Below are 20,609 nucleotides of genomic sequence, written 5' to 3'. Positions count from 1 at the left end.
GAGCGCCCCCGCCTGCGCAGCACGGTCACACTGCACGCGCACACGAGCACGGCCACACCGATCACGACGGCACCAACGATCACGACAACCTCCCAGTCGAGTCCCGTGTCCGACGCTCTGGCCGGCACCCCTATGAGAGGAACAAGCCCCCACAAAGGATTCACCCGCTCCAGGCCTGACGACCTGCCTCCAGTCTCCGCACGTCCGGGCGGCAGGCCGACAGCGGCCACCAGGAGGCGACGCCGTCCGCCCCCCGCTCGCGGAGGCAGATGAACCCGGATCTCGCCTGGACGTCACGGTGCACGCAATGTCCCGAAATGTATTGCCCATCATCAAATGGACCTTTTGGACAGCACTTGGCGCGCATGAGCGACGGTGAGAGAATTCGCTCAAATACCGGCTACTGGAAGTGAGCGGCATCATGACCAGGCCATGGGAAGCCGATCAGGGCGCGGGATTCCAGCGGAGGTTAGGGAAGACGGCCGCCGAGGTGGGCGACAGCCGCACGACGCAGGACTGCCCCGAGATCTGGGAACTGGACAACGGCGACATCGCCGTCATCGGCCGTGATGCCACGAGCGCCTACCGTGATCGCCTTCCAGCGGGCGTGAGCATCGGCTCCGACGAGCGTCTCGTGATCATCTCCGGACGGCTGCTTTCGGCCGCGAAACCGGACATCCGCGATGCTTGACCGGATCACCCGCTTCCGGGGAGAAGTGCTGGATCATGCGGCCTACCACCGGGATTTCGCCCGCCAGTGCGAAGACCTGCGCGGAACCATCTGGAAGCTCGAACGCTCCCAGGTCTTCCGCGAGCTGGGCGACCCCAGTTGGCAGGCGTTCAGTTCCGGCGACTGGCGACGCGCCCTCGAACTGCTGGAAGAGGATCGCAAGGCCGTCCGGACCGAGGCCGACAGCAACCGGCGCCAAGGCTTGGAGATCAGGCGGGTCCGCGTGGTCGAGCGCCCCTTGAGCCCCTACGTCCAATGGGAGCTTCACGCGCTGCGGATGCTGGCGGAAGAAGGCTTCGAACTGAGCGTCCTCTCCGCGGACGACCTCGCCGACCTGGAAGACCAAGGCCAGTTGCCCGAAGTCGTCGTCGTGGGCGAACGCGTCCTGTATGAGGTCCGATATCTGCCGGATTGGACGCCGTGCGGCGCCCGCCGGATCAGGACGCCGGACGTGATCCGCACCGCCGCTTCCGAGATCGGCCGCCTGTACCGCAGAGGCGAGCCCCTGCTCCGCTTCTTCGAACGGGAAGTGGCCCCGCTACCCGCGCCGGCCGTCTGAACTATCGTTCGCAGATGCCGTCCGTTCCCTTGGGCCGACGCAGGGCGAGAACGTTCTTCCTCTGCTTCCTCACGCTTGTCGTCATCGCCCTTATCGCAGCTTCGCCGTGGGCCTTGCGCGCTTTCGGCGGTCCGACGGCCCGCTGGGAACGGTTGAGTTTCATCGGCCAGACCTACGGCGCCGCATCGGCACTCTTGGCCGCCCTCGCGCTGATCGGCATCGCGGCCACCCTGATCTTCCAGGCGCACGACACGAAGATCGCGCGCGAGGAGGCCAGGCGCATCGCGATCGCCGAGCTGCTCAAGATGGCCATGGACGATCCCGCCCTCGACGAGGCATGGGGGCCGGTTCCCGCGGACGCGGACCCCAGGGCCAGACGCCAGCTCATGTACATCAACATGATCATCTCCGAGTGGCAGATGTCCTTCGAGACGAAGGCCCTCCCCGAGAAGAGGCTGCGCGCCATTTCGCGTGATGTTCTCGGGCCGTCCTGGCCGGGCCTTCTGGGAGGAGGCGCGTCAGGTCCGCATGGGCACCGCCGGGAGCAGGCGAGCGCGCCGGTTCCACGAGATCTTGGACGAGGAGTACGGGCTGGCACCCCCTCCCCCGCCCGAGCGACCGCGCACACGGCGCCCATGGAGGTTTCTGGTCGGCTCGACAGTGGGCGTTCTGGTGCTGGGCCCACTCGTCCGCCGGGCGATCGCCCGCCGTCGCTGACGGACCGCGCAGCGAACCACGCCGAGGCCCGGCGCCGGGTTGACCTCAAGTTTGGTTGGGGTTTTAGCGTGGGGCCCCGGTGGTGATTTGGGGGGCGTTGTGGCGGGTTCGCGGGTGGGTGTGGCGGTGCTCGGGCTTGGGGAGATGGGGGGTGCGCTGGCCGGGGCGGTTCTGGACGGGGGGCATCCGACCACCGTGTGGAATCGCACTGCGGGGAAGGGTGAGGCGCTGGTCGCCAAGGGGCGCGCCAGGCCGCGGATGTTCGTGAGGCCGTCGCCGCCGGGCGGGTCGTGGTGGTCAACGTGAAGGGCAACTCCGTCGCTCGCGAGCTGGTGGCGGCGGCGGGAGACGATCTGCGCGGGCGGGTCGTGGTCAACCTGACGGACGGGACGTCGAGCGAGGTCAGGGAGGTGGCCGCGGCGGTCGCCGAGCGCGGCGGGGAGTATCCGCACGGGCAGATCATGACCATCGCGCCGGGTGTCGGGCATCCGGACGCGACGGTCTTCTACGGCGGTCCCGCGGACGTCCACGAGCGCCTTCGGGGGGTGCTGCGGCTTTTCAGCGGGCAGGCGCCGCTGGTGTCCGGCGACCCCGGGGTCGCGGTTCTCTACGGCATGGCCGTCCACGGGACGATGTGGGGGCTCCTCAACGGGTTCCTGCACGCGGCCGCGGCGCTGTCGGACGAAGGCGTCGAGGCCGGACGGTTCCTGGAGCAGGCCGAGGGCCCGCTCGCGGCGCTGTCGGCGTTCCTGCCGTCGATCGCGGAGGAGGTCGACCGGGGCCGGTTCGCGGCGCCGTACGGGGCGCTGCGCCACCATCTGCCCTCGATCGAGGATCTCGCGCGGGAGAGCCGGGAGCGGGGCATCGACGACGAGCTTCCCGAGTACTCCCGCGCGCTCGTGGCGGCGGCGATCGGGCGGGGCCACGGGGACGACGGCTACTCCCGGCTGGTCGAACACTTCCGCAGGGGCTAGGGCGGCGTTCGCGCAAGCGGGAAGACGCCGCGCGCCGCGATGAGTTCTGCGGCTTCCGGTGGTCATACTGTCGAACCCGTTTCCCAGGAGGGCCCCTGATGCGCAGCGTGACCTACTCGATGAGCGTCTCACTCGACGGCTACGTCATAGGGCCGGACGGCGGCTTCGACTGGGCGACGCCCGACGAGGACGTCTTTCGCTTCGCCACCGACGAGGTCCGGGGGCTCGACGTCCACCTGCTGGGACGGCGGCTGTACGAGACGATGCTGTACTGGGAGAACCCCGAGCGGAATCCGTCGCTCGACGACTCGGAGCGCGAGTTCGCCGCGCTGTGGAACGCGCTCCCGAAGGTGGTGTTCTCCACCACGCTGACGGAGGTCCGGGGCAACGCGCGCCTGGCCTCCGGCGGCCTGGCGGAGGAGATCGAGCGGTTGCTCGCCGAGCCGGGTGAGGGGAACGTCGGGATCGGCGGGGCGACGCTCGCCGCCGAGGCGGCCGCGCTCGGTCTGATCGACGAGTACCGGGCCAGGGTCAACCCGGTGCTGGTCGGCGGCGGCGTACCGTTCTTCCCGCAGCGCGAGCGACAGGTGGATCTCGAACTCGTCGAGACCCGCACCTTCGACTCGGGCGTCGTCTTCCTCCACCACCGCGTGGCCCGCTAGCTAGGGCTGGTCGCCGAGGCTGAGGAGGAGGGTGCGCAGGGTCGCGGCCAGGTCTTCCTGCCGGTGCTCGTCGAGGGCGGCGAGGAGGCGGCGCTCGTTGGCGAGGTGGGCCGTGACGGCGCGGTCGATGAGGTCGCGGCCGGCGGGGGTGAGGGCGACGAGGACGGTGCGGCGGTTGCCGGGGTCGAGGTCGCGCGTGACGTAGCCCTTGGCGACGAGCCGGTCCAGGCGGTTGGTGACGGCGCCCGAGGTCACCATGGAGGAGCGGGCCAGCATGCCCGCGGTGATGCCGCCGGGCGAGTCGGCGCGGCGGAGGGTGGCCAGGACGTCGAACTCGCCCCGTTCCAGCCCGAACTCGGCGAAGAGCGCCTTGAGTTCACGCTCGGCGATCCGGGTCAGCCGGGAGAGGCGGCCGAGGACCCGCATGGGGGACGCGTCGAGGTCGGGGCGGGCGCGAGCCCACTGCTCGACGATCAGGTCGACGGCATCACGGTCCACGAGCACCTCTCAACGTTGAACTGTTTGACATCAAGGTAGCACTCGGCCTACGTTTTTCAGCGTTGAACATTTCAGCGTTGAAAGGTAGCTCATGCGACGTCGGACGATCTCTGCCGTTCTCATGTTCGGGCTGGTCGGCGCGATGGCCGTACCGGCGCAGGCGGACGCGGGCCGACGGACCGCGGTGTACCCGACCACGATCGGGCTGCCGGACGGGTTCCAGCCCGAGGGCATCGCGATCGGGCCCGGGCCGGTCGCCTATGTCGGCTCCATGGCCGACGGCTCGGTCTACCGCGCCGACCTGCGCACGGGGCGCGGCGCGATCCTCAGCCGCGGGCCCGGCACGCAGGCCCTCGGACTGAAGACCGACGCGAGCGGGCGGGTGTTCGTGGCGGGAGGTGCGGGCGGCGACGCTCGCGTCCTCGACGCGGAAAGCGGCCGGGTGCTGGCCACCTACCGGCTGGCCACCGGTCCGTCGTTCGTCAACGACGTCATCCTCACGCAGGGCGCCGCGTGGTTCACCGACTCCACCGATCCGGTGCTCTACAAGCTGCCGCTCGACGGTGGACGTCTGCCATCGGCCGCGGTCCGGATCCCTCTCACCGGCGACCTGGTGTATCAGGGCGGTCCCGACAGCCCGGGCAGCGCCGGGTTCAACGCCAACGGCATCACGCCGACCCCGGACGGCCGGGGACTGATCGTCGTGCAGTCGAACACCGGCGGGCTGTTCCGCGTCGACCCGGACGGTGCGACCCGTCGGGTGAACCTGCACGGGGAGTCGCTGCCGGAGGGCGATGGCCTGCTGCTGCGGGGACGGACGCTGTACGCGGTGCAGAACCGGCTCGACACCGTGGCCGTCCTGCGGCTGAACCCGGCGGGAACCGACGGCCGCGTCGTGCGGCGGGTGACGGACCGCCGGCTCGCGCTGCCGACGACCGTGGCCGCCTTCGGTTCGCGGCTGTACCTCCCCAACATCCGGTTCTTCGCGACGGGGCCGACTCCGGGCGTCTCGTACAACACGGTCGCCATCCCCCGCCCGTGAGGGCGATTCGCGCTCTACCCGAAGGCGCGGGCGGGCTTGGGGCCGGGCGGAGATAACTTGAACAACACCGCACGCGGCGGGTGACATGGCGGCGGACAACCAGGGCAGATCGACCGGCGTCGGACGACGATCGACAAGGCGTCCGATCAGTCCATTCCTCTTGATCTGATGGGATACCTGGTTCTATGTCGCGAATAGCTGCGGCGGTGGTGGGCGTCGTGGGGCTGCTGATCGCCGTGATGTCCGGGCTCGCGCAGTCCGCTCCGAGCCCGTCCGCGAAGCCCGCGCCTCCCGGCACCGGGAAGAACGGCGAGGCGTGGGCCTGGACACAGTTGGTGAACGGCACGAGCCACACGACGGAGGTCCGGTTCGCCACCACCGAGAAGCCCGCCGGGCACTGCCCCACCCTCCAGTACACCTTGGGAGGCAAGACCCAGACCGCCGTGCTGAGAAAGGTCAGCGATCCCTTCGTCACCGGGGGCGGGCTCCAGCAGTTTCCGACGACCTTCTGCGCGACGCCCGTCCCCGACGGGGCGAGCAACGCGCTGATCGAGCCGTCCACGACCGTCGCGGCCACCGTGCATCCGGGGAATCTCCAGCTTCCGCTGCCGGAATGGCCCGCGAACGGGCGTCCCCGGAGCGTCGCGGTGATCGGGGACGCGGGATGCGAGGTCACCTCGCCGACGGTCGGCGCCCCGCAGAACCAGGACTGCCAGAAGAACTGGCCGCTGGAGCCGCTCTCCGTGCACGCGGCCGCGCAGTCCAGGCCGGACCTCGTCGTCCACGTCGGCGACTACGTGTACCGGGAGGCGCCGGAGGGCGCGAACGACGCCACCCCGGAGTGCGGCGGCAAGGGCCAGGCGGCCGACTGGGGATGCCTCATCAAGGACTTCCTGCGGCCCGCACAAGCCTTGCTCGCCGAGGCGCCCTTCATCTTCGCGCGGGGCAACCACGAGGTCTGCACGCCTCCGAAGGTGGGACGGGGCGCCGAATGGTTCCGCTATCTCGCGACCGATCCCCAGAAGAACAATGAGTGCTTCTCACTGCCGCAGAACCAGACGGAGCCCGTACAGATCAATGCGGGCACGCTGCATTTCGTCCTGTTCGACTCCAGCGCGGCGAGTGAGAGGAACAAACCGGACCAGGCCCAGGCAGCCCAGTACGCGAAATGGTTCGACGAAGTGAACACCCTGGCCGCCAACCATCCGACGCACGACTACTTCCTCATCACCCACAAGCCGTTGTGGATGGTCAAGCAGGCCTCGTCCACCGACGTGACGTGGATCAACCCGACGCTCGCGAGCGCCGTCAGGCAGTCGGCGAAGAAGGCGCTGGCGGGCAACATCGACCTCGTGCTGTCCGGGCACGTGCACCTCTACCAGATGCTCGACTTCCGCAACAGCACGCGTCCTCCGCAGCTGACCGTGGGCTCGTCCGGGACGACGCTCGACACGCCGCCGGACGACACCAAGGCGGCGGGCAAAACCGTCGACGGCGAGACTGTGCAGCACTCGGTCTCCCGGGGTGTCCACGGCTATGCGCTGCTGCGCGACACGGGTGGCCGGTGGCATCTCACCTTCCACGGGGTCTCCGGGCAGGCGTGGCCGCTGGACTGCGTTCTGAGCACCGGACCCACCAAGGAGTTCGCCTGCAAATGAGCGGCTCGCGGCCGTGCCCGGATCCGCGCCGGGGGTGGGGCCAGCCCCACCACCAGGGGTGGGTTTTACCTCCCATGATCGGGTAGCTGAACCCAGTGTCTCCGTAAATGTCAGACGCGAGGGTTGTCATTGGACGGGGACGACCGGGCTGGGGAGGCACGATGGCGGGCGTGGCGGTAGTGGGCGGGGCGGTGCGCGGCCGGATGAGGCCCCTGCTCACCGAGGTGGGGCTGCTGGCGGTCCTGTTCGCCTTCTACAAGTGGGGCCGGACGCTGATCGAGAGCGGTCCGGGGCAGGCGATGGCGAACGCGCACGCGCTGTGGGGGTTCGAGCGGGAATGGCTGCCGAGTGAAGTCGGATTCCAGCATTGGGCGCTCGGATGGGACCATACGGCGCTCCTCGCCAATGTCTATTACGTGAGCTTCCATTTCCCCGGAACGGCGCTGCTGCTGATCTGGCTCTATGTGCGGCACAGGTCGTCCTATGCCAGGGTGCGGAACGAACTGGTGGCGCTGACGGCGGCCGGCCTCGTGGTGCACACGATGTTCCCGCTGGCGCCGCCCCGGCTGGCGGGGATCGGGGCCGTCGACACGATGCTGACCGTGGGACCGTCGGCCTACCCGGCGGCGGCCGACGGGATCGCCAACCAGTACGCGGCCATGCCGTCCCTGCACATCGGGTGGGCGATCCTGGTGGCCGTGGCGGTGCTGCGGGTGTCGCGGAGCCGGTGGCGGTGGGTCGTCGCGCTGCACGCGCCGCTCACGGTCCTCGTGGTGGTCGTGACGGCCAACCACTACTGGACGGACGGCATCGTCGCCGCGCTCCTGCTGGCCGGCGCCATGGCGCTGGTTTCCCTGGCGGGGCGGATGAGGCAAGCTGTGAATCATGCTGCCGACGCACACGAGCCCCGAGGTTCCGGACGTCCCCGTGGCGGTCCTGCCGATCGGGAGCCACGAGCAGCACGGCCCGTTCCTCCCGCTCGCGACGGACACGGTGATCGCGTGCACGATCGCGGCGGAGATCGCGAAGGCGTACCCGGTGCGGACGCTCCCGCCAGTGACGATCTCGTGCTCGCATGAGCACGCGGACTGGCCCGGGACGGTGAGCATCTCGGCGGCGACCCTGTACGCGGTGGTCAGGGACGTCGCCGAGTCGCTGCGCCGGGCCGGGGTCCCCAAGCTCGTCCTGGTCAACGGGCACGGGGGCAACTACGTGCTCGGCAACGTCGTGCAGGAGGCGCACGGCGACATGGCCCTGTTCCCCTCGATGGAGCACTGGGAGGCGGCGGAGAAGGCCGCCGGCGCCGAGACGTCCGCCGTCAGCGACATGCACGCCGGGGAACTGGAGACCTCCATCCTGCTGCACGCCCACCCGGAGCTGGTGCGGGACGGGTACCGGACCGCCGACCACCTCGCCGACGACCGGCGGCACCTGCTGACGACGGGCATGGCGGCCTACACGACGTCCGGCGTCGTCGGGCGGCCGTCACTGGCCGGCGCCGGCAAGGGCCGGGAGACGCTGCGGAGCCTCGTCGAGTCGTTCGGGGACGTCCTCGCGGTGCTTCAGCAGCAGGGCGGCCGCGCCGGGCAGCGCCGCGATGAAGGTGAGCACCCCGTACACGACGGAGACGGTCAGGCCCTGCGCTGAGCCGAGCCCGGCCGCGCCGAACGCCAGGGCGAGCACGGCCTCGCGCGGCCCCCAGCCGCCGACGTTCACCGGGAGCACCATCACCAGGAGCGCCAGCAGGAGCAGCGGCAGGAGGGTGGTCAGCGGGGCCGTCGCGCCGACGAGGCGGGCGGCGACGACGAACAGGGCCAGATGACCGGCCAGCGCCGCGGCCGACAGGCCCACGATCGCGGGCCAGGCGCGCAGGGCGGCGCGCACGTCCGCGAGCGCCGGCGCCAGGGCGCGGCGCCGCCACCGGGCCGCGACCAGCAGCAGCACCAGGACGCCTCCCGCCGGGACCAGGGCGGGCGCCGTCGCCGACAGCAGCGCGGGATGGGCGAGCAGCGCGGCGGCGCCCGCGACGATCGCGACGCCCTGGCCCGCGACGCGTTCGAGGAACACGGCCCGCACGCCGCGCGCGACGTCGCCCGACCGGTGCCCGTGGCTCACCGCGCGGTGGACGTCACCGAGCACGCCCGCGGGCAGCACCGCGTTGAGGAACTGGGACCGGTAGTAGTCCGCGACGGCTCCGCCCAGCGACAGGCGCAGGTCGAGCCGCCGCGCGACCAGCCACCAGCGGGCCGCGCTGAGCACGGTGGTCGCCAGGCCCAGGGCGAGCGCGACGGCCACGGCCCCGGCGTCGACGGCGTGGAGCGCGTCCACGAACGCGTCCGTGCTGTGCCACCACAGGAGCGCGGTGAGGATGCCCAGCCCGACGAGCGGGCGCAGCCAGGGCAGGTACTTCGTCACGATGTGCTCCCGGGGAGGACGAGCAGGTCGACGTGGTGGACCTCGGCGGTGAGGCGCCCGGCGGCGCACTCGGTGAGGCGGCGGCCGAGGTAGTCCCCGGCGAAGGGGGCGAGATCGGGCTGCTGCTCGACGGCGGCGGCGACCCGGCCGCGCAGCCACTCGGCGGTCAGCGCGGCCTGGCCGGGGCCGAGCCGCCACGGGCTCGGGCGCGCCTGGACGGACGCGCCGCGGCGGCCGAACGCCCGGGTCGCGGCGGCGACCGCGTCCGGCCCGAGGAGCCCGCCGCGCCGCTGGTGGGCGTCGAAGGCGGCGGCGAACTCGGCGTCGAGCGGCTCGGCCGGGGAGAGCCGGACCCGCCCGACGACCGACAGGGTGAGCAGCACCGGGCAGGCGGCCGCGGCGGCGATCGCCTCGACCTCGGCGGCGGTGAGCACGTCCAGCAGCGCGGACGCGGTGACGAGCGACGCGCCGACCAGGTCGGACGCGCGGAGCGCGCCGATGCCGCCCGCGCGCGTCTCGACCGTCGCGGGCGTCCCGTCGGCGGTGGCGTAGGCGCTCGCGCGGGCGCGGTCGAGCAGCCGCTGATCGCCGTCGTGCAGGATCCAGTGCTGCGGGCCGCGCAGCCGCCCGGCCAGCCAGCGCCCCTGGGAGCCGGTGCCGCACCCGAGGTCCCAGATGACCAGCGGCCCGTCCGGCGGGAGCGCGGCGCGGAGCGGGTCGAGCAGCTCCGCGGCGCGCGCCGTCGCGTCCGCGCCCTCGCGCAGCTCCAGCCAGGACGGATCGAACCCCGCCGCGGCGTCTCCCCGCGCCTCGACCCCGGTCACGGCGCCTCCCTCCGAAGCCTGGACAGTACGGTCGCCATGCGGCGGGCGGTGTCGTCCCAGCCGGGCAGCATGCCGCGCCGCAGCCGGGCGGAGGCGCGCAGCCGGTCGCGCAGCTCCGGTTCGACGAGCCAGCGGCGCAGCGCCGCGCCCAGGGCGACGGGGTCGTCCGGCGGGACGAGCATGCCGGGAACGCCACCGGACGGGTCCCAGCCCACCGTGTCCGGGACCCCGTCCACCGAGGTCGCGAGCACCGGGATGCCGCGCGCCAAGGCCTCGGTCACGACCATCCCGAACGTCTCCGCGCGGGACGCCAGGACGAGCAGGTCGGCGCCGGCGTAGGCGTCGTCCAGGCGCTTGCCGGTCAGCGGCCCCGCCAGCTCGACGCGGCCGTCGAGGCGGTGCGCGCCGATCAGCCGGCGCACCCGGGCGACGTGCTCCGCGTCGCGGCCCGGCGGCCCGGCGCACTCGCAGTCCCAGGACAGGTGCGCGACGGTGGCGAGCGCCTCGACGAGGACGTCGTGCCCCTTGCGCGGGGTCACCGACGCCACGCACAGCAGGCGCGCCGCGCCGTCGGTGCCGGACGCGAGCGGCGCCGGGTCGGTGCCCGGGGCGACGGCGTGCACGCGGGACGGCTCCAGGCCGTGGTGGGCGATCAGGTGGTCCCGCGCCCACGGGCTGGTCGCGACGACGGCCCCGGCCGCCTCCAGGACCGCGCGCTCGCCGGCGTTCAGATCTTCCTGTCCGGGTTCGTCCGCCAGCGGGAGGTGGACCAGGACGGCGAGCCGCAGCCGTTCCGCCTCCGGCACGACGATCTCCGGGACGCCGCACGCCACCAGCCCGTCCATCAGGACGACGGACCCGCCGGGCAGCGCGGCCAGCACGCGTCCGAGCCCGGCGCGGTCCGCCTCGCCCGGCCGCGGCCACGCGCCGGGCGCCGCCAGCTCCCGGACGGGACGCCCCGACGCCGCGAGCTCCTCGCACAGCCGCCGGTCGTACCGGTTGCCGCCGCTCGGGGCGGCGGCGTCGTCGACGCCGTCCGGGACGACCACCCACACCTCGCGGGGCGTCACAGCTCGCGCTCGTAACTGGCCCAGGCGACGTGCGACTCGTGCAGCGTCACGGTGATGCCGGACATGCCTGCCGCGTTCGCGCCGAGCGCCCCGGCGCGCGCCCGGTCCGCGAGCCGGTCCGCGATGACCTTGGCGAGGAACTCCGTCGAGGTGTTGACCCCGGCGAAGTCCGGCTCCTCGTCCAGGTTGCGGTAGTTCAGCGCGCCCAGGACCTCGCCGAGCTCGCTGGTGGCGAGCCCGATGTCGACGACGATGCCGTCCGGGTCGAGCTCGGACCGGCGGAACGTCGCGTCCACGACGAACGTCGCGCCGTGCAGGTGCTGCGCGGGCCCGAAGACCTCGCCGCGGAAGCTGTGCGCGATCATGACGTGGTCGCGGACGGTGATGGCGAACAACGGACGTCCTCCTCATCAGTGGGCGGTCTCGGCGGGCGATCCGCCTCAGTAGGCGATGCGATGGCACAGGGCGGGCAGGTCGCCGCCCGCGAGGCGCGGCATCAGCCGCGGCAGCTCGCCGAACGGGCTCTCCCCCGTGATCAGCTCGCCGAAGGCGGGGGCGGCGAGCAGCCGCAGCGCGAGCGCGATCCGGTCGGCGAAGCCGCGGCGCGACCGGCGGGACGGCGGGACGGCGCCGACCTGGCTGCCCCGGATCGTCAGCCGCCGCGAGTGGAAGAACTCCCCCAGCGGGACGCTGACGCGCCGGTCGCCGTACCAGCTCAGCTCGATCACCTCGCCCTCCGGCGCGAGCAGCTCCAGCGACCGGGCGAGCCCGGCCTCGGTCGCGCTCGCGTGGACGACGATGTCGCAGCCGCCCTCGGCCTGGTCGGGGTGCGCGAACCCGACGCCGAGCGCCCGCGCGACGCCCGCGCGGGACGGGTCGGTGTCGACCAGCTGGACGCGGCATCCCGGGAACCCCGCGAGGACGCCGGCGACCGAGCAGCCGACCATTCCGGCGCCGACCACGGCGATGCGGTCGCCGACGAGCGGCGCCGCGTCCCACAGCGCGTTCACGGCCGTCTCCACCGTCCCGGCGAGGATCGCCCGCTCCGGCGGGACCTCGTCCGGGACGGCGCTGACCGCGCTCGCCGGGACGACGTACCGGGTCTGGTGCGGGTAGAGGCAGAACACGGTGCGCCCGGCGAGCTCGGCGGGGCCGTGCTCGACCACGCCGACGTTCAGGTACCCGTACTTGACCGGCCCCGGGAACGCGCCGTCCTGGAACGGCGCCCGCATGACGGCGTGCTGGTTCGGCGGGACGCCGCCGCGGAACACGATCGCCTCGGTGCCGCGGCTCACGCCGGAGAACAGCGTGCGGACCAGCACCTCTCCCGGTCCCGGCTCGGGCAGGACGACATCGCGGATCTCGCCGTCACCTGGCGACCGGATCCAGAAGGCGCGCGCGTCGCGCTCCATCCGTGCCCCTCCCCCGGGTCGCCGGAGCCTCGTGCGTTCCAGGCGCCGCGCGCCCGGCCGCGTGCCGCCGCCTCGCCAGCCACGCGACGTCCCGTCCGAACGACCACACCAGCAGCGCCAGCGCCGCCGACGCGAGCACGCCCGGATGCGGGACGAGGCCCGACGCGGCGACGAGCAGCGCCACCCCCTGCACCACGGCGACCGCCTTGCGCGCGATGCTCGGCCGCAGGTCCGCGCGCAGCCACGGCGCAGCCCAGGCCGCCGCGCCGAACGCGTACCGCATCGCCCCGATCGCCAGCACCCAGAGGCCCGCCGTCCGCGCGACCTCGACGCTCAGCACCAGCACCAGGACCGCGTCGGTCTCCATGTCGAACCGCGCCCCGAGCCTGGACACCGTCCCGGTGCGCCGCGCGACCTGCCCGTCCACGCCGTCCAGGACGAGGGCGGCCGACGCGGCCGCGACGAGCGGCCAGACGCGGGCGTCACCGGTGAGATGCCCCGCGACCATCGCCGCGACACCCCCGGTGAGCACCACCCGCGTCAGCGTCACGTGATCGGCCGGTCCGAGCGCCCGCCGCCGCCGGAACGCGGCGGCGAGCAGTGCCCAGGAGGCCAGCGCGTACCCGACGCCCACGGCCAGGCCCGCGTGGCCGGGACGGAGCAGCGCCAGCAGTGCGAGCTGCGCCGCGACGGCCGCGGCCAGCTCAGGTCCCCTCGTCAGGCGGGGGCGGCGCGGCGCCGGGAGCCGCACCGGCGCCGGGCTCGTGAGGGTCAGCGGGCGCGTCATCGGCGGGCCCCCCTGACCGGCGCCCCGGCGCGGGCGTCGAGCTGCGGGAGGTCGTGGCCGAGCCGGTCGCGTTTGGCGGTGAGGTAGCGGACGTTGTCGGCGCTGACCGGGACGAGCAGGGGGACGCGCGCCGCGACCGCGACGCCGTAGGACTCCAGGGCGCTGACCTTGACCGGGTTGTTGGACATCAGCCGCACCGACCGGACGCCGAGGTGCCGCAGGATCCGGGCGGCCGGGCCGTAGTCGCGCACGTCCACCGGCAGCCCGATGGCCGTGGCGGAGTCGACGGTGTCCAGGCCCTGGTCGTCCTGCAGGATGTGGGTCCGGACCTTCGCCACCAGCCCGATCCCGCGCCCCTCGTGGCCGCGCAGGTAGACCAGCGCACCGCGGCCCTCGCGGGCGATGGCGTCCAGGGCCGCGCCGAGCTGGTCCCCGCACTCGCAGCGCGTCGCGCCGAAGATGTCGCCCGTCATGCACTCGGAGTGCATCCGGACGAGCACGTCGTCGCTTCCCCGCACCTCGCCCCGCACCAGCGCGATGTGCTCGTGCCCGTCGACCGGGTCCCGGAACGCGACGGCGCGGAACACGCCCCGCCGGGTTCTGAGGTCCGCCTCCGCGATGTCCTTCTGGTCGATGCCCTCGTCCATCGCTCCCCTTCCCTGGCTGCACAACCACCCCTGATACGTCGCGAACGCCATAGGTGGTTGTGTCCCAAAACGGTTCGTACAACCGATGGCACGCAGGGAGGGCGCTTCAGGGTTCAGCCCAGGCGGACGCGGACCACCAAGTCGTGAAGGGCTCGGCGGTTCGCGGGCTCCGCGGGGAGGGCGCTGCGGTCGCGTTCGTCCTCCAGGAGGGCGGTGAGCGCGGCGACGTCGTCCCGGAGGCGGGACGTGTCCGGCGCGTCCCCGGGCGGCGCGCCGTGCTCGGCGGCGCGCTTCGCCTCGACGAGGTCGGGCAGGTAGGACGGCCCGTCGCCGGCGAGCCGCGTCAGGTCGGCCTCGACCTCGCCGGTCCGCATCAGGTGCGTGCCCGTCAGCAGCACCCGGAACGTGTAGAGGAGCGGTTTGAGCTCGCCCGACCGCTCGAACAGCCTCCACTGGGTCCGCGCGAACCCCAGGTAGTGGTGCGCGTGGTTGGAGGTGACGAGCTCGGGGACGAGGGACCTCAGCTCGGCGTGCACGGGCGAGGTGGCCACGACCAGCGGCGACATGACCTGTTCGAGGACGTAGCCGTTGCGCCGCAGGAGCAGCCCGCAGCACTTGGCCAGGTCGTGGGTGACCGCGTCGGCCTCCACTCCGGCGTGGTCCCACATGAGCGTGACGGTCTCCTCGCCCGTCTCCAGGCCGACGATCTCCTCCAGCGGCAGGAGGTGGACGCCGCGCAGGTCGACGTCGGAGTCCTGCGACGGGAACCCGTACAGGTGCGCGCCGCTGACGCTGAGGAACGCGCGCGGGTACGGGTGGTCGGCGGCGAGGCGGTCGGCCATGCCCTCCGGGAGGTTCACCGGGTCACGCTCCTGCGTCGGACGGAGATCAGAAGGTCCTCGACCGCGGCGCGGTCGGGTTCGGGAGGCAGGGGGCTGCGGTCCAGGGCGTCCCCCATCGCGTCGGTGAGGGAGGCGCGCCACGCGCCGATCTCGTCCCAGCCGAGCTCGCCGCGGCGGACCGCGAGGAGCCGGTCGCGCAGGTCGCCGACGTCCAACCGCACCTCGCCGTGCCGGACGAGGTGCAGGCCGCTCTCCAGGAGCCGCAGCATGTGCATGACGTGCTTCCAGCGCGGCACGCCGCCGTTGCGCAGGTCACCGTCCAGCTTGCGGAACTGCGCCTCGGCGTACCGGAGGAACGTGCGGTGCGCGTGCCGGGACAGGAACGCCCGCCGCAGGGCCAGCAGCTCCTCTCCGTCCGGCGTGACCCGCTCGACCAGGGGCGACCACAGGCACTCCAGGACGGTCGGGTTCGCGCCGAGCGCCAGCTCGCAGAAGCGCTCCAGCTCCCAGGAGAACTGCTCGGGCAGCGGGCCGTCCAGATGCGTGGGCGGTTTCGCGAAACCCCAGAACAGGGGCGCCGGGGCCGCGTAGACACCGCGCCGGTCGACGTCGCTGTCGCCCGTGGCCAGCCCGTGGGCGCGCGACCCGACCACGACCGACAGGATCGTGTGGTCGCGGACGAGGCCGGGTGCGCCGGAGGGGTCGGGTTTCGTCACGCGGGCAGCCTGGCGCAGGGCCGGTGGCGATGTCGACCGGATTGTCCCCGTGTGCAAAACGGTTACAGATAGGCCACGGACTTGCTGAAAGTTTCTGCAAGCGGTTTACGCGATTGAAAGCCGTTGCTAACGTCCGGGACCAGCCACCCCCATCTCTTGATCTGCGGGACGGCGGCCCGGCGAGGGACGTCCCGCGAAGGAGGACCCCATGCGGCGCACCCCCCTGATCAGCGGCTCCGTCGTCTGCGCCGCCCTCGCGCTCTCGCTCTCCGCCTGCGGCGGCGATGACGACGGCGGCTCGAAGGGCGGCTCGAAGGGCGGCTCGGGCGCGGCGAGCCTGCGGGGCCGCGGCCCGATCACCTTCGTGACCGGCAAGGACCGCTCGGGCTACCTGCAGAAGCAGCTCGACGGCTGGAACGCCGAGCACCCGAAGGAGCAGGTCCGCATCATCGAACTGCCGGACGAGCCGAACGACCAGCGGCAGCAGATGATCCAGAACGCCACGACCAAGTCCGACGCCTACTCGGTGCTGAACCTCGACGTGGTGTGGACGGCGGAGTTCGCCGCCAACCGGTGGCTGGCGCAGCTGCCCAAGGACCGGATCGACCTGTCCAGGATGCTGCCCGCGACCATCACCACCGGGCAGTACCGCGACAAGCTGTACGCGGTGCCGTCCACGTCCGACGCCGGGATGCTCTACTTCCGCAAGGACCTGCTGGAGAAGGCCGGCATCGGCGACCCGCCGAAGACCTACGCCGAGATGTGGGACGACTGCGCCAAGGTCAAGAAGCTGCCCGAGGCGAAGGACGCCGCCTGCTTCTTCACCGAGGTCAACAAGACCGAGAGCATGACGATCAGCGCGGTCGAGGCGATCGAGAGCGCGGGGGGCTCCATCATCGGCCCCGACGGAAAGCCCTCGCTGAGCACGCCGCAGGCCAAGCAGGGCGTCGAGTTCCTCATCGGCGCCAAGAAGGACCACATGCCGAAGGAGGCCGTCACCCTCGACACCGAGGGCGGCCGCCGGTACTTCCAGTCCGGCAGGCTGATCTTCCAGCGGCAGTGGCCCTACCAGTACGGGCTGGCGAACTCGGATGACGGCTCGTCCAAGGTGGCGGGCAGGTTCGCGGTCGCGCCGCTGCCCGGACCGAACGGCCCCGGCGTCGCCAACCTCGGCGGCCACAACCTCGCGATCTCCGCGTTCGCCGAGAACAAGGCGACCTCGCTCGACTTCATCCGCTACCTCACCGGCGAGCAGGCCCAGCGCGCCAACCTCCTCGCGACCTCGCAGGCGCCCACGGTGGCGGCGCTGTACGACGACCCCGAGATGGTGAAGAAGTTCCCGTACCTGCCCGTCCTCAAGCAGGCCATCGCGGGCGCGAAGCCACGTCCGGTCGCGGTCAGGTACGGCGACGTGACCGCCGCCGTCCAGGGCGAGATGTACGACGCGGTGACCGGGAAGAAGCCCGCCGACCAGGCCCTGACGGACCTGCAGTCCAAGCTCCAGCCGCTGACCGCGCAGTGAGCGGGATGACCACCACCGAGAGCGCGCCCGCCGCCGGCACCGCCGCGGCGGGCGCGCCCCGCGGACGCCGGAAGGGCGACGTGCAGGGGACGCGCCGGCTCGCGGCGCTGCTGCTGTCGCCCACCCTGCTCGTGCTGGCGCTCGTCATCGGCTACCCGGTCCTCGCCGGGTTCCGCGAGTCGCTGTACGCGCGCGGCGAGGGGCTGGACGCCGACGGGTTCGTCGTGGAGGGCGACCGGTTCGTCGGGCTCGACAACTACACCGCGATCTTCCAGGGCGACCGCGCCGACGCGTTCTGGAACGCCTTCTCCAACACCACGTTCTTCACCCTCACCACGGTCGTGCTGGAGACGGTGATCGGCGTCGCGATGGCGCTGATCATGCAGCAGGCGTTCCGCGGGCGGGCGCTGGTGCGCGCGAGCATCCTCGTCCCGTGGGCGATCCCGACCGCGATCTCCGGGCTGCTGTGGCGGTGGATCTTCCAGGCCGACGGCGCCGCGAACGCGGTGCTGCGCCAGGAGATCCTCTGGACCGCCGACGGCTTCCCCGCCAAGGCGGCCGTCGTCGTCGCCGAGGTGTGGAAGACCTCCCCGTTCATCGGGCTGCTCGTCCTCGCCGGGCTCCAGATGATCCCCCGGGACGTCTACGAGGCCGCCCGGGTGGACGGCGCCGGGCCGGTCCAGCAGTTCTTCCGCATCACACTGCCGCTGGTCAGGCCCGCGCTGCTGGTCGCCGTGCTGTTCCGGATGCTGGACGTGCTGCGGATGTTCGACCTGCCCGCGGTGCTGATCGGCGTCAACCAGAAGTCCGTGGAGACGCTGACGATGATCGCCTGGTTCGAGGCGTCCAACCTGCGGTACGGGTCGGCGGCCGCGTACGCGACCGTCCTGTTCCTGTACATCGCGCTGATCGCGTACCTGTTCGTGAAGCTGCTCGGCGCCGACATCATCGGCGAGGCCCGCCAGCGCACCCGGCGCCCGCGCCCCGTCCGGCCCGCGCGCGGCAGCGGGAGGGCGGCGGCATGACCGGCTCACCGGTGAAGAGGACACTGTCCTCCCTCGGGTTCGCCGCCGTGGCGGTGTACTGCCTCGCGCCCTTCTACTGGATGACGATCTCGGCGTTCCGCCGGCCGCAGGACCAGTTCGACAACTCGCCCGTCCCGGCGCGGTGGTCCTCGGAGAACTTCTCCGCGGTGTTCTCCGGCGACAACGGATTCGGACGCGCGCTGCTGAACAGCGTCGTCGTGGCGGGCGCCACCACCGTGCTCACCCTGCTGATCGGCACGTTCACCGCGTACGCGCTGGCCCGGCTGGACTTCCGGTTCAAGAACGCCGTGCTCGGGCTGATCGTCGCGACGACCATGTTCCCCGGAATCTCGCAGCTGGTCCCGTTGCTGAAGCTCTTCACCGACATCAAGTGGATCAACACCTACCAGGCGATGGTGCTGCCCAGCCTCGGGTTCGCGCTGCCGCTGTCGGTGTGGCTGCTCACCGCGTTCTTCCGGCAGCTGCCGTTCGAGCTGGAGCAGGCGGCGATGGTGGACGGCTGCACCCGCGGCCAGGCGTTCCGCAAGATCATCGTCCCGCTGGCGGCGCCGGGGGTGTTCACCACGGCGATCCTGACCTTCATCGCCGCGTGGAACGAGTTCCTCATCGCGTTGTCCATGGTCAACAAGAAGGAGATGCAGACCGCCACCGTCGCGATCTCCAAGTTCACCGGCGTCTCCGGGTTCGACCAGCCGTTCGGCACCCAGATGGCGGCCGGGGTGATCGTGACCGTTCCGCTCATCGCCGTGGTGCTGGTCTTCCAGCGCCGGATCGTCGCCGGCCTCACCGCCGGCGGCGTCAAGTAGCACCCGACAGCTCCCGACCCTGAGGATGTTCATGACCCAGGACACCCTGCTCGTCCCCACCGCCGGCGACCGCGCCGAAGGCGGGGGGTGGTGGCGCGACGCCGTCATCTACCAGGTGTACGTGCGCAGCTTCGCCGACTCCGACGGCGACGGTGTCGGCGACCTGCCGGGCATCCGGTCCCGGCTGCCCTACCTGGCCGGCCTCGGCGTCGACGCGCTGTGGCTGACGCCGTTCTACGTCTCGCCGATGGCCGACTTCGGCTACGACGTCGCGGACTACCGGGACGTCGACCCGCTGTTCGGCACCCTCGCCGACGCCCGCGACCTCGTCGCGGACGCCCACGCGCACGGGCTGCGCGTCATCGTGGACGTCGTGCCGAACCACACCTCCGACCGGCACGCCTGGTTCCGGGCCGCGCTCGCCGCGCCCCCGGGGTCCGCCGAGCGCGGCCGCTACGTCTTCCGGGACGGCAGGGGGCCGGGCGGCGCCGAACCCCCGAACGACTGGGAGTCGGTGTTCGGCGGCCCCGCCTGGACGCGGGTCCCGGACGGCCAGTGGTACCTGCACCTGTTCGCGTCCGAGCAGCCCGACCTCGACTGGGAGAACCCCGAGGTCCACGCCGAGTTCGCCGACGTCCTGAAGTTCTGGCTCGACCTCGGCGTGGACGGCTTCCGCGTTGACGTCGCGCACGGCATGGCCAAGGCGCCGGGCCTGCCCGACGTCGGCCACCCGAACCAGACGGAGATGCTCGGCACGGCCGTCCTGCCCTACTTCGACCAGGACGCCGTCCACGACATCCACCGCGCGTGGCGCCGTCTGCTCGACTCCTACGGCGGGGAGCGGATCGCCGTCGCCGAGGCGTGGGCGCCCACGTCGCAGAGGCTCGCCGACTACACCCGTCCCGACGAACTGCACCAGGCGTTCAACTTCCACTACCTGACCGCGCCGTGGCAGGCGGCCGGGATGCGGGCGGTGATCGAGGAGTCGCTGCGCACCGCCGGGGCCGTCGGCGCGCCCGCGACCTGGGTGCTGTCCAACCACGACGTGAAACGGCACGTCACCCGGTACGGCGGCGGCGAGACCGGCCTGCGGCGCGCCCGCGCGGCCGCGCTGCTGACGCTCGCGCTGCCCGGCTCGGCCTACGTCTACCAGGGCGAGGAGCTCGGCCTGCCGGAGGTGCTGGACCTGCCGGAGGAGTTCCAGCAGGACCCGCAGCGGCTGCGCGGCGAGGGCGCCGGCCGCGACGGCTGCCGCGTCCCGATGCCGTGGGAGGGCGAGAGCCCCCCGTTCGGGTTCGGCGCGGGCGCCGGGTCCTGGCTCCCGGTCCCCGCCGCGTGGCGCGACCTGACCGTCGCCGCGCAGGACGGCGATCCCGGTTCCACGCTGGCGCTCTACCGCGAGGCGCTGCGCCTGCGCCGCGAGCATCCGGCGCTCGGCGACGGAGATTTGTCCTGGATCGCGAGCCCACCCGGCACACTGGTCTTCGTGCGCGACGCCGGGGGCGGGAACGGGCGGCTCGCGTGCGCGGTCAACATGGGCGACGCCGCTGCGCGCGTCCACGTGCGGGGGACCCCGCTCCTGGCGAGCGGGCCGGTCCGCGCCGACGGCCCCGTGAACGGCGGAGACGTCGAGCTGCCCCCGGACACCGCACTGTGGTGGCACGTCGAGGAGGGATAACTTG

Annotated in this window: 22 protein-coding genes and 2 pseudogenes; 14 read left to right on the top strand and 10 right to left on the bottom strand. The window is 72.5% G+C overall.

Annotated features, from left to right (window positions below; genetic code table 11):
* The first annotated feature begins 421 nt into the window (after positions 1-421).
* From ACQEU6_RS43060 to ACQEU6_RS43035, 6 genes are all read left to right on the top strand, one after another.
* On the top strand, positions 422-691 hold the full coding sequence (locus ACQEU6_RS43060) for a hypothetical protein (protein WP_499340530.1): 270 nt from the start codon (positions 422-424) through the stop codon (positions 689-691).
* The gene (locus tag ACQEU6_RS43055; protein WP_499339571.1) at positions 684-1,289 is read left to right on the top strand and encodes a DUF6879 family protein; all 606 of its coding nucleotides are present in this window, start codon (positions 684-686) and stop codon (positions 1,287-1,289) included. The genes ACQEU6_RS43060 and ACQEU6_RS43055 overlap by 8 nt, the downstream gene beginning before the upstream one ends.
* 14 nt (positions 1,290-1,303) lie before the next feature.
* On the top strand, positions 1,304-2,092 hold the full coding sequence (locus tag ACQEU6_RS43050) for a DUF6082 family protein (protein ID WP_499339570.1): 789 nt from the start codon (positions 1,304-1,306) through the stop codon (positions 2,090-2,092).
* A 13-nt stretch (positions 2,093-2,105) separates the two neighbouring features.
* A complete protein-coding gene (locus tag ACQEU6_RS43045; RefSeq protein WP_499339569.1) occupies positions 2,106-2,312 on the top strand; it encodes an NAD(P)-binding domain-containing protein in 207 nt (68 codons plus the stop codon).
* Positions 2,309-2,980: an imine reductase family protein gene (locus ACQEU6_RS43040; protein ID WP_499339568.1), complete on the top strand. Its 672-nt coding sequence runs from the start codon at positions 2,309-2,311 to the stop codon at positions 2,978-2,980. The genes ACQEU6_RS43045 and ACQEU6_RS43040 overlap by 4 nt, the downstream gene beginning before the upstream one ends.
* 98 nt (positions 2,981-3,078) lie before the next feature.
* Positions 3,079-3,642, top strand: a complete 564-nt coding sequence (locus tag ACQEU6_RS43035) for a dihydrofolate reductase family protein (RefSeq protein WP_499339567.1) — start codon at positions 3,079-3,081, stop codon at positions 3,640-3,642.
* Here the strand turns inward: ACQEU6_RS43035 and ACQEU6_RS43030 are convergent, their stop codons facing one another.
* Positions 3,643-4,140: a MarR family winged helix-turn-helix transcriptional regulator gene (locus tag ACQEU6_RS43030; RefSeq protein ID WP_499339566.1), complete on the bottom strand. Its 498-nt coding sequence runs from the start codon at positions 4,138-4,140 to the stop codon at positions 3,643-3,645.
* Between the two features lie 91 nt (positions 4,141-4,231).
* Between ACQEU6_RS43030 and ACQEU6_RS43025 the strand changes: the two genes are divergently transcribed.
* The 4 genes and pseudogenes from ACQEU6_RS43025 (at position 4,232) to ACQEU6_RS43010 (ending at position 8,487) form a co-directional block, all read left to right on the top strand.
* Complete coding sequence (locus ACQEU6_RS43025; RefSeq protein ID WP_499339565.1) at positions 4,232-5,182, top strand: NHL repeat-containing protein; 951 nt, start codon at positions 4,232-4,234, stop codon at positions 5,180-5,182.
* 185 nt (positions 5,183-5,367) lie between these two features.
* Positions 5,368-6,840 carry a metallophosphoesterase family protein gene (locus ACQEU6_RS43020; protein WP_499339564.1) on the top strand — a complete coding sequence of 491 codons (1,473 nt, stop codon included), beginning with the start codon at positions 5,368-5,370 and terminating at the stop codon, positions 6,838-6,840.
* A 107-nt stretch (positions 6,841-6,947) separates the two neighbouring features.
* Positions 6,948-7,673, top strand: a pseudogene (locus ACQEU6_RS43015) (phosphatase PAP2 family protein); the annotation flags it as partial.
* A 52-nt stretch (positions 7,674-7,725) separates the two neighbouring features.
* The gene (locus ACQEU6_RS43010) at positions 7,726-8,487 is read left to right on the top strand and encodes a creatininase family protein (RefSeq protein ID WP_499339563.1); all 762 of its coding nucleotides are present in this window, start codon (positions 7,726-7,728) and stop codon (positions 8,485-8,487) included.
* A gap of 3 nt (positions 8,488-8,490) precedes the next feature.
* Here the strand turns inward: ACQEU6_RS43010 and ACQEU6_RS43005 are convergent.
* From ACQEU6_RS43005 to ACQEU6_RS42965, 9 genes and pseudogenes are all read right to left on the bottom strand, one after another.
* Positions 8,491-9,168: pseudogene (locus ACQEU6_RS43005) on the bottom strand (lysylphosphatidylglycerol synthase domain-containing protein); the annotation flags it as partial.
* Between the two features lie 83 nt (positions 9,169-9,251).
* Positions 9,252-10,079: an SAM-dependent methyltransferase gene (locus ACQEU6_RS43000; RefSeq protein WP_499339562.1), complete on the bottom strand. Its 828-nt coding sequence runs from the start codon at positions 10,077-10,079 to the stop codon at positions 9,252-9,254.
* Positions 10,076-11,149 carry a glycosyltransferase family 4 protein gene (locus ACQEU6_RS42995; protein WP_499339561.1) on the bottom strand — a complete coding sequence of 358 codons (1,074 nt, stop codon included), beginning with the start codon at positions 11,147-11,149 and terminating at the stop codon, positions 10,076-10,078. The genes ACQEU6_RS43000 and ACQEU6_RS42995 overlap by 4 nt, the downstream gene beginning before the upstream one ends.
* Positions 11,146-11,544: a 6-pyruvoyl trahydropterin synthase family protein gene (locus tag ACQEU6_RS42990; RefSeq protein WP_499339560.1), complete on the bottom strand. Its 399-nt coding sequence runs from the start codon at positions 11,542-11,544 to the stop codon at positions 11,146-11,148. The genes ACQEU6_RS42995 and ACQEU6_RS42990 overlap by 4 nt, the downstream gene beginning before the upstream one ends.
* Positions 11,545-11,589: 45 nt before the next feature.
* Positions 11,590-12,561, bottom strand: coding sequence for a zinc-dependent alcohol dehydrogenase (locus ACQEU6_RS42985; protein ID WP_499339559.1), 972 nt, complete (start codon positions 12,559-12,561; stop codon positions 11,590-11,592).
* Positions 12,518-13,348 (bottom strand): CDP-alcohol phosphatidyltransferase family protein, encoded by an 831-nt coding sequence (locus ACQEU6_RS42980; protein ID WP_499339558.1) that lies wholly within the window; start codon positions 13,346-13,348, stop codon positions 12,518-12,520. The genes ACQEU6_RS42985 and ACQEU6_RS42980 overlap by 44 nt, the downstream gene beginning before the upstream one ends.
* On the bottom strand, positions 13,345-13,995 hold the full coding sequence (ribA, locus tag ACQEU6_RS42975; RefSeq protein ID WP_499339557.1) for a GTP cyclohydrolase II: 651 nt from the start codon (positions 13,993-13,995) through the stop codon (positions 13,345-13,347). Before ribA ends, ACQEU6_RS42980 begins: the two co-directional genes overlap by 4 nt.
* Positions 13,996-14,108: 113 nt before the next feature.
* Positions 14,109-14,855 (bottom strand): nucleotidyltransferase domain-containing protein, encoded by a 747-nt coding sequence (locus ACQEU6_RS42970; protein WP_499339556.1) that lies wholly within the window; start codon positions 14,853-14,855, stop codon positions 14,109-14,111.
* Positions 14,852-15,553, bottom strand: coding sequence for a nucleotidyltransferase domain-containing protein (locus tag ACQEU6_RS42965; RefSeq protein WP_499339555.1), 702 nt, complete (start codon positions 15,551-15,553; stop codon positions 14,852-14,854). Before ACQEU6_RS42965 ends, ACQEU6_RS42970 begins: the two co-directional genes overlap by 4 nt.
* Positions 15,554-15,761: 208 nt before the next feature.
* Here ACQEU6_RS42965 and ACQEU6_RS42960 point away from each other — a divergent pair, with 208 nt between their 5' ends.
* From ACQEU6_RS42960 to ACQEU6_RS42945, 4 genes are read left to right on the top strand one after another with little or no spacing between them, the layout of a single operon-like run.
* Positions 15,762-17,075, top strand: coding sequence for an ABC transporter substrate-binding protein (locus tag ACQEU6_RS42960; protein WP_499339554.1), 1,314 nt, complete (start codon positions 15,762-15,764; stop codon positions 17,073-17,075).
* 5 nt (positions 17,076-17,080) lie between these two features.
* Complete coding sequence (locus ACQEU6_RS42955) at positions 17,081-18,100, top strand: carbohydrate ABC transporter permease (protein ID WP_499339553.1); 1,020 nt, start codon at positions 17,081-17,083, stop codon at positions 18,098-18,100.
* The gene (locus tag ACQEU6_RS42950) at positions 18,097-18,927 is read left to right on the top strand and encodes a carbohydrate ABC transporter permease (protein WP_499339552.1); all 831 of its coding nucleotides are present in this window, start codon (positions 18,097-18,099) and stop codon (positions 18,925-18,927) included. Before ACQEU6_RS42955 ends, ACQEU6_RS42950 begins: the two co-directional genes overlap by 4 nt.
* Before the next feature lie 31 nt (positions 18,928-18,958).
* The gene (locus ACQEU6_RS42945; RefSeq protein ID WP_499339551.1) at positions 18,959-20,605 is read left to right on the top strand and encodes a glycoside hydrolase family 13 protein; all 1,647 of its coding nucleotides are present in this window, start codon (positions 18,959-18,961) and stop codon (positions 20,603-20,605) included.
* The last annotated feature ends 4 nt before the right edge of the window (positions 20,606-20,609 follow it).

The organism is Spirillospora sp. CA-108201 (genome assembly GCF_050936235.1).
In the GTDB taxonomy this organism is placed as follows: Bacteria; Actinomycetota; Actinomycetes; order Streptosporangiales; family Streptosporangiaceae; genus Spirillospora.
This window is presented reverse-complemented; position numbering and strand designations above follow the sequence as displayed.

Bases quoted from the DNA above. Each gene is read 5' to 3' on its own strand.
- ribA (WP_499339557.1), bottom strand. From the start codon at position 13,995: ATGGACGAGGGCATCGACCAGAAGGACATCGCGGAGGCGGACCTCAGA.
- ACQEU6_RS43055 (WP_499339571.1), top strand. From the start codon at position 684: ATGCTTGACCGGATCACCCGCTTCCGGGGAGAAGTGCTGGATCATGCG.
- ACQEU6_RS43060 (WP_499340530.1), top strand. From the start codon at position 422: ATGACCAGGCCATGGGAAGCCGATCAGGGCGCGGGATTCCAGCGGAGG.
- ACQEU6_RS42985 (WP_499339559.1), bottom strand. From the start codon at position 12,561: ATGGAGCGCGACGCGCGCGCCTTCTGGATCCGGTCGCCAGGTGACGGC.
- ACQEU6_RS42950 (WP_499339552.1), top strand. From the start codon at position 18,097: ATGACCGGCTCACCGGTGAAGAGGACACTGTCCTCCCTCGGGTTCGCC.
- ACQEU6_RS42980 (WP_499339558.1), bottom strand. From the start codon at position 13,348: ATGACGCGCCCGCTGACCCTCACGAGCCCGGCGCCGGTGCGGCTCCCG.
- ACQEU6_RS42955 (WP_499339553.1), top strand. From the start codon at position 17,081: ATGACCACCACCGAGAGCGCGCCCGCCGCCGGCACCGCCGCGGCGGGC.
- ACQEU6_RS43035 (WP_499339567.1), top strand. From the start codon at position 3,079: ATGCGCAGCGTGACCTACTCGATGAGCGTCTCACTCGACGGCTACGTC.
- ACQEU6_RS42960 (WP_499339554.1), top strand. From the start codon at position 15,762: ATGCGGCGCACCCCCCTGATCAGCGGCTCCGTCGTCTGCGCCGCCCTC.
- ACQEU6_RS43010 (WP_499339563.1), top strand. From the start codon at position 7,726: ATGCTGCCGACGCACACGAGCCCCGAGGTTCCGGACGTCCCCGTGGCG.
- ACQEU6_RS43050 (WP_499339570.1), top strand. From the start codon at position 1,304: ATGCCGTCCGTTCCCTTGGGCCGACGCAGGGCGAGAACGTTCTTCCTC.
- ACQEU6_RS42945 (WP_499339551.1), top strand. From the start codon at position 18,959: ATGACCCAGGACACCCTGCTCGTCCCCACCGCCGGCGACCGCGCCGAA.
- ACQEU6_RS43020 (WP_499339564.1), top strand. From the start codon at position 5,368: ATGTCGCGAATAGCTGCGGCGGTGGTGGGCGTCGTGGGGCTGCTGATC.
- ACQEU6_RS43025 (WP_499339565.1), top strand. From the start codon at position 4,232: ATGCGACGTCGGACGATCTCTGCCGTTCTCATGTTCGGGCTGGTCGGC.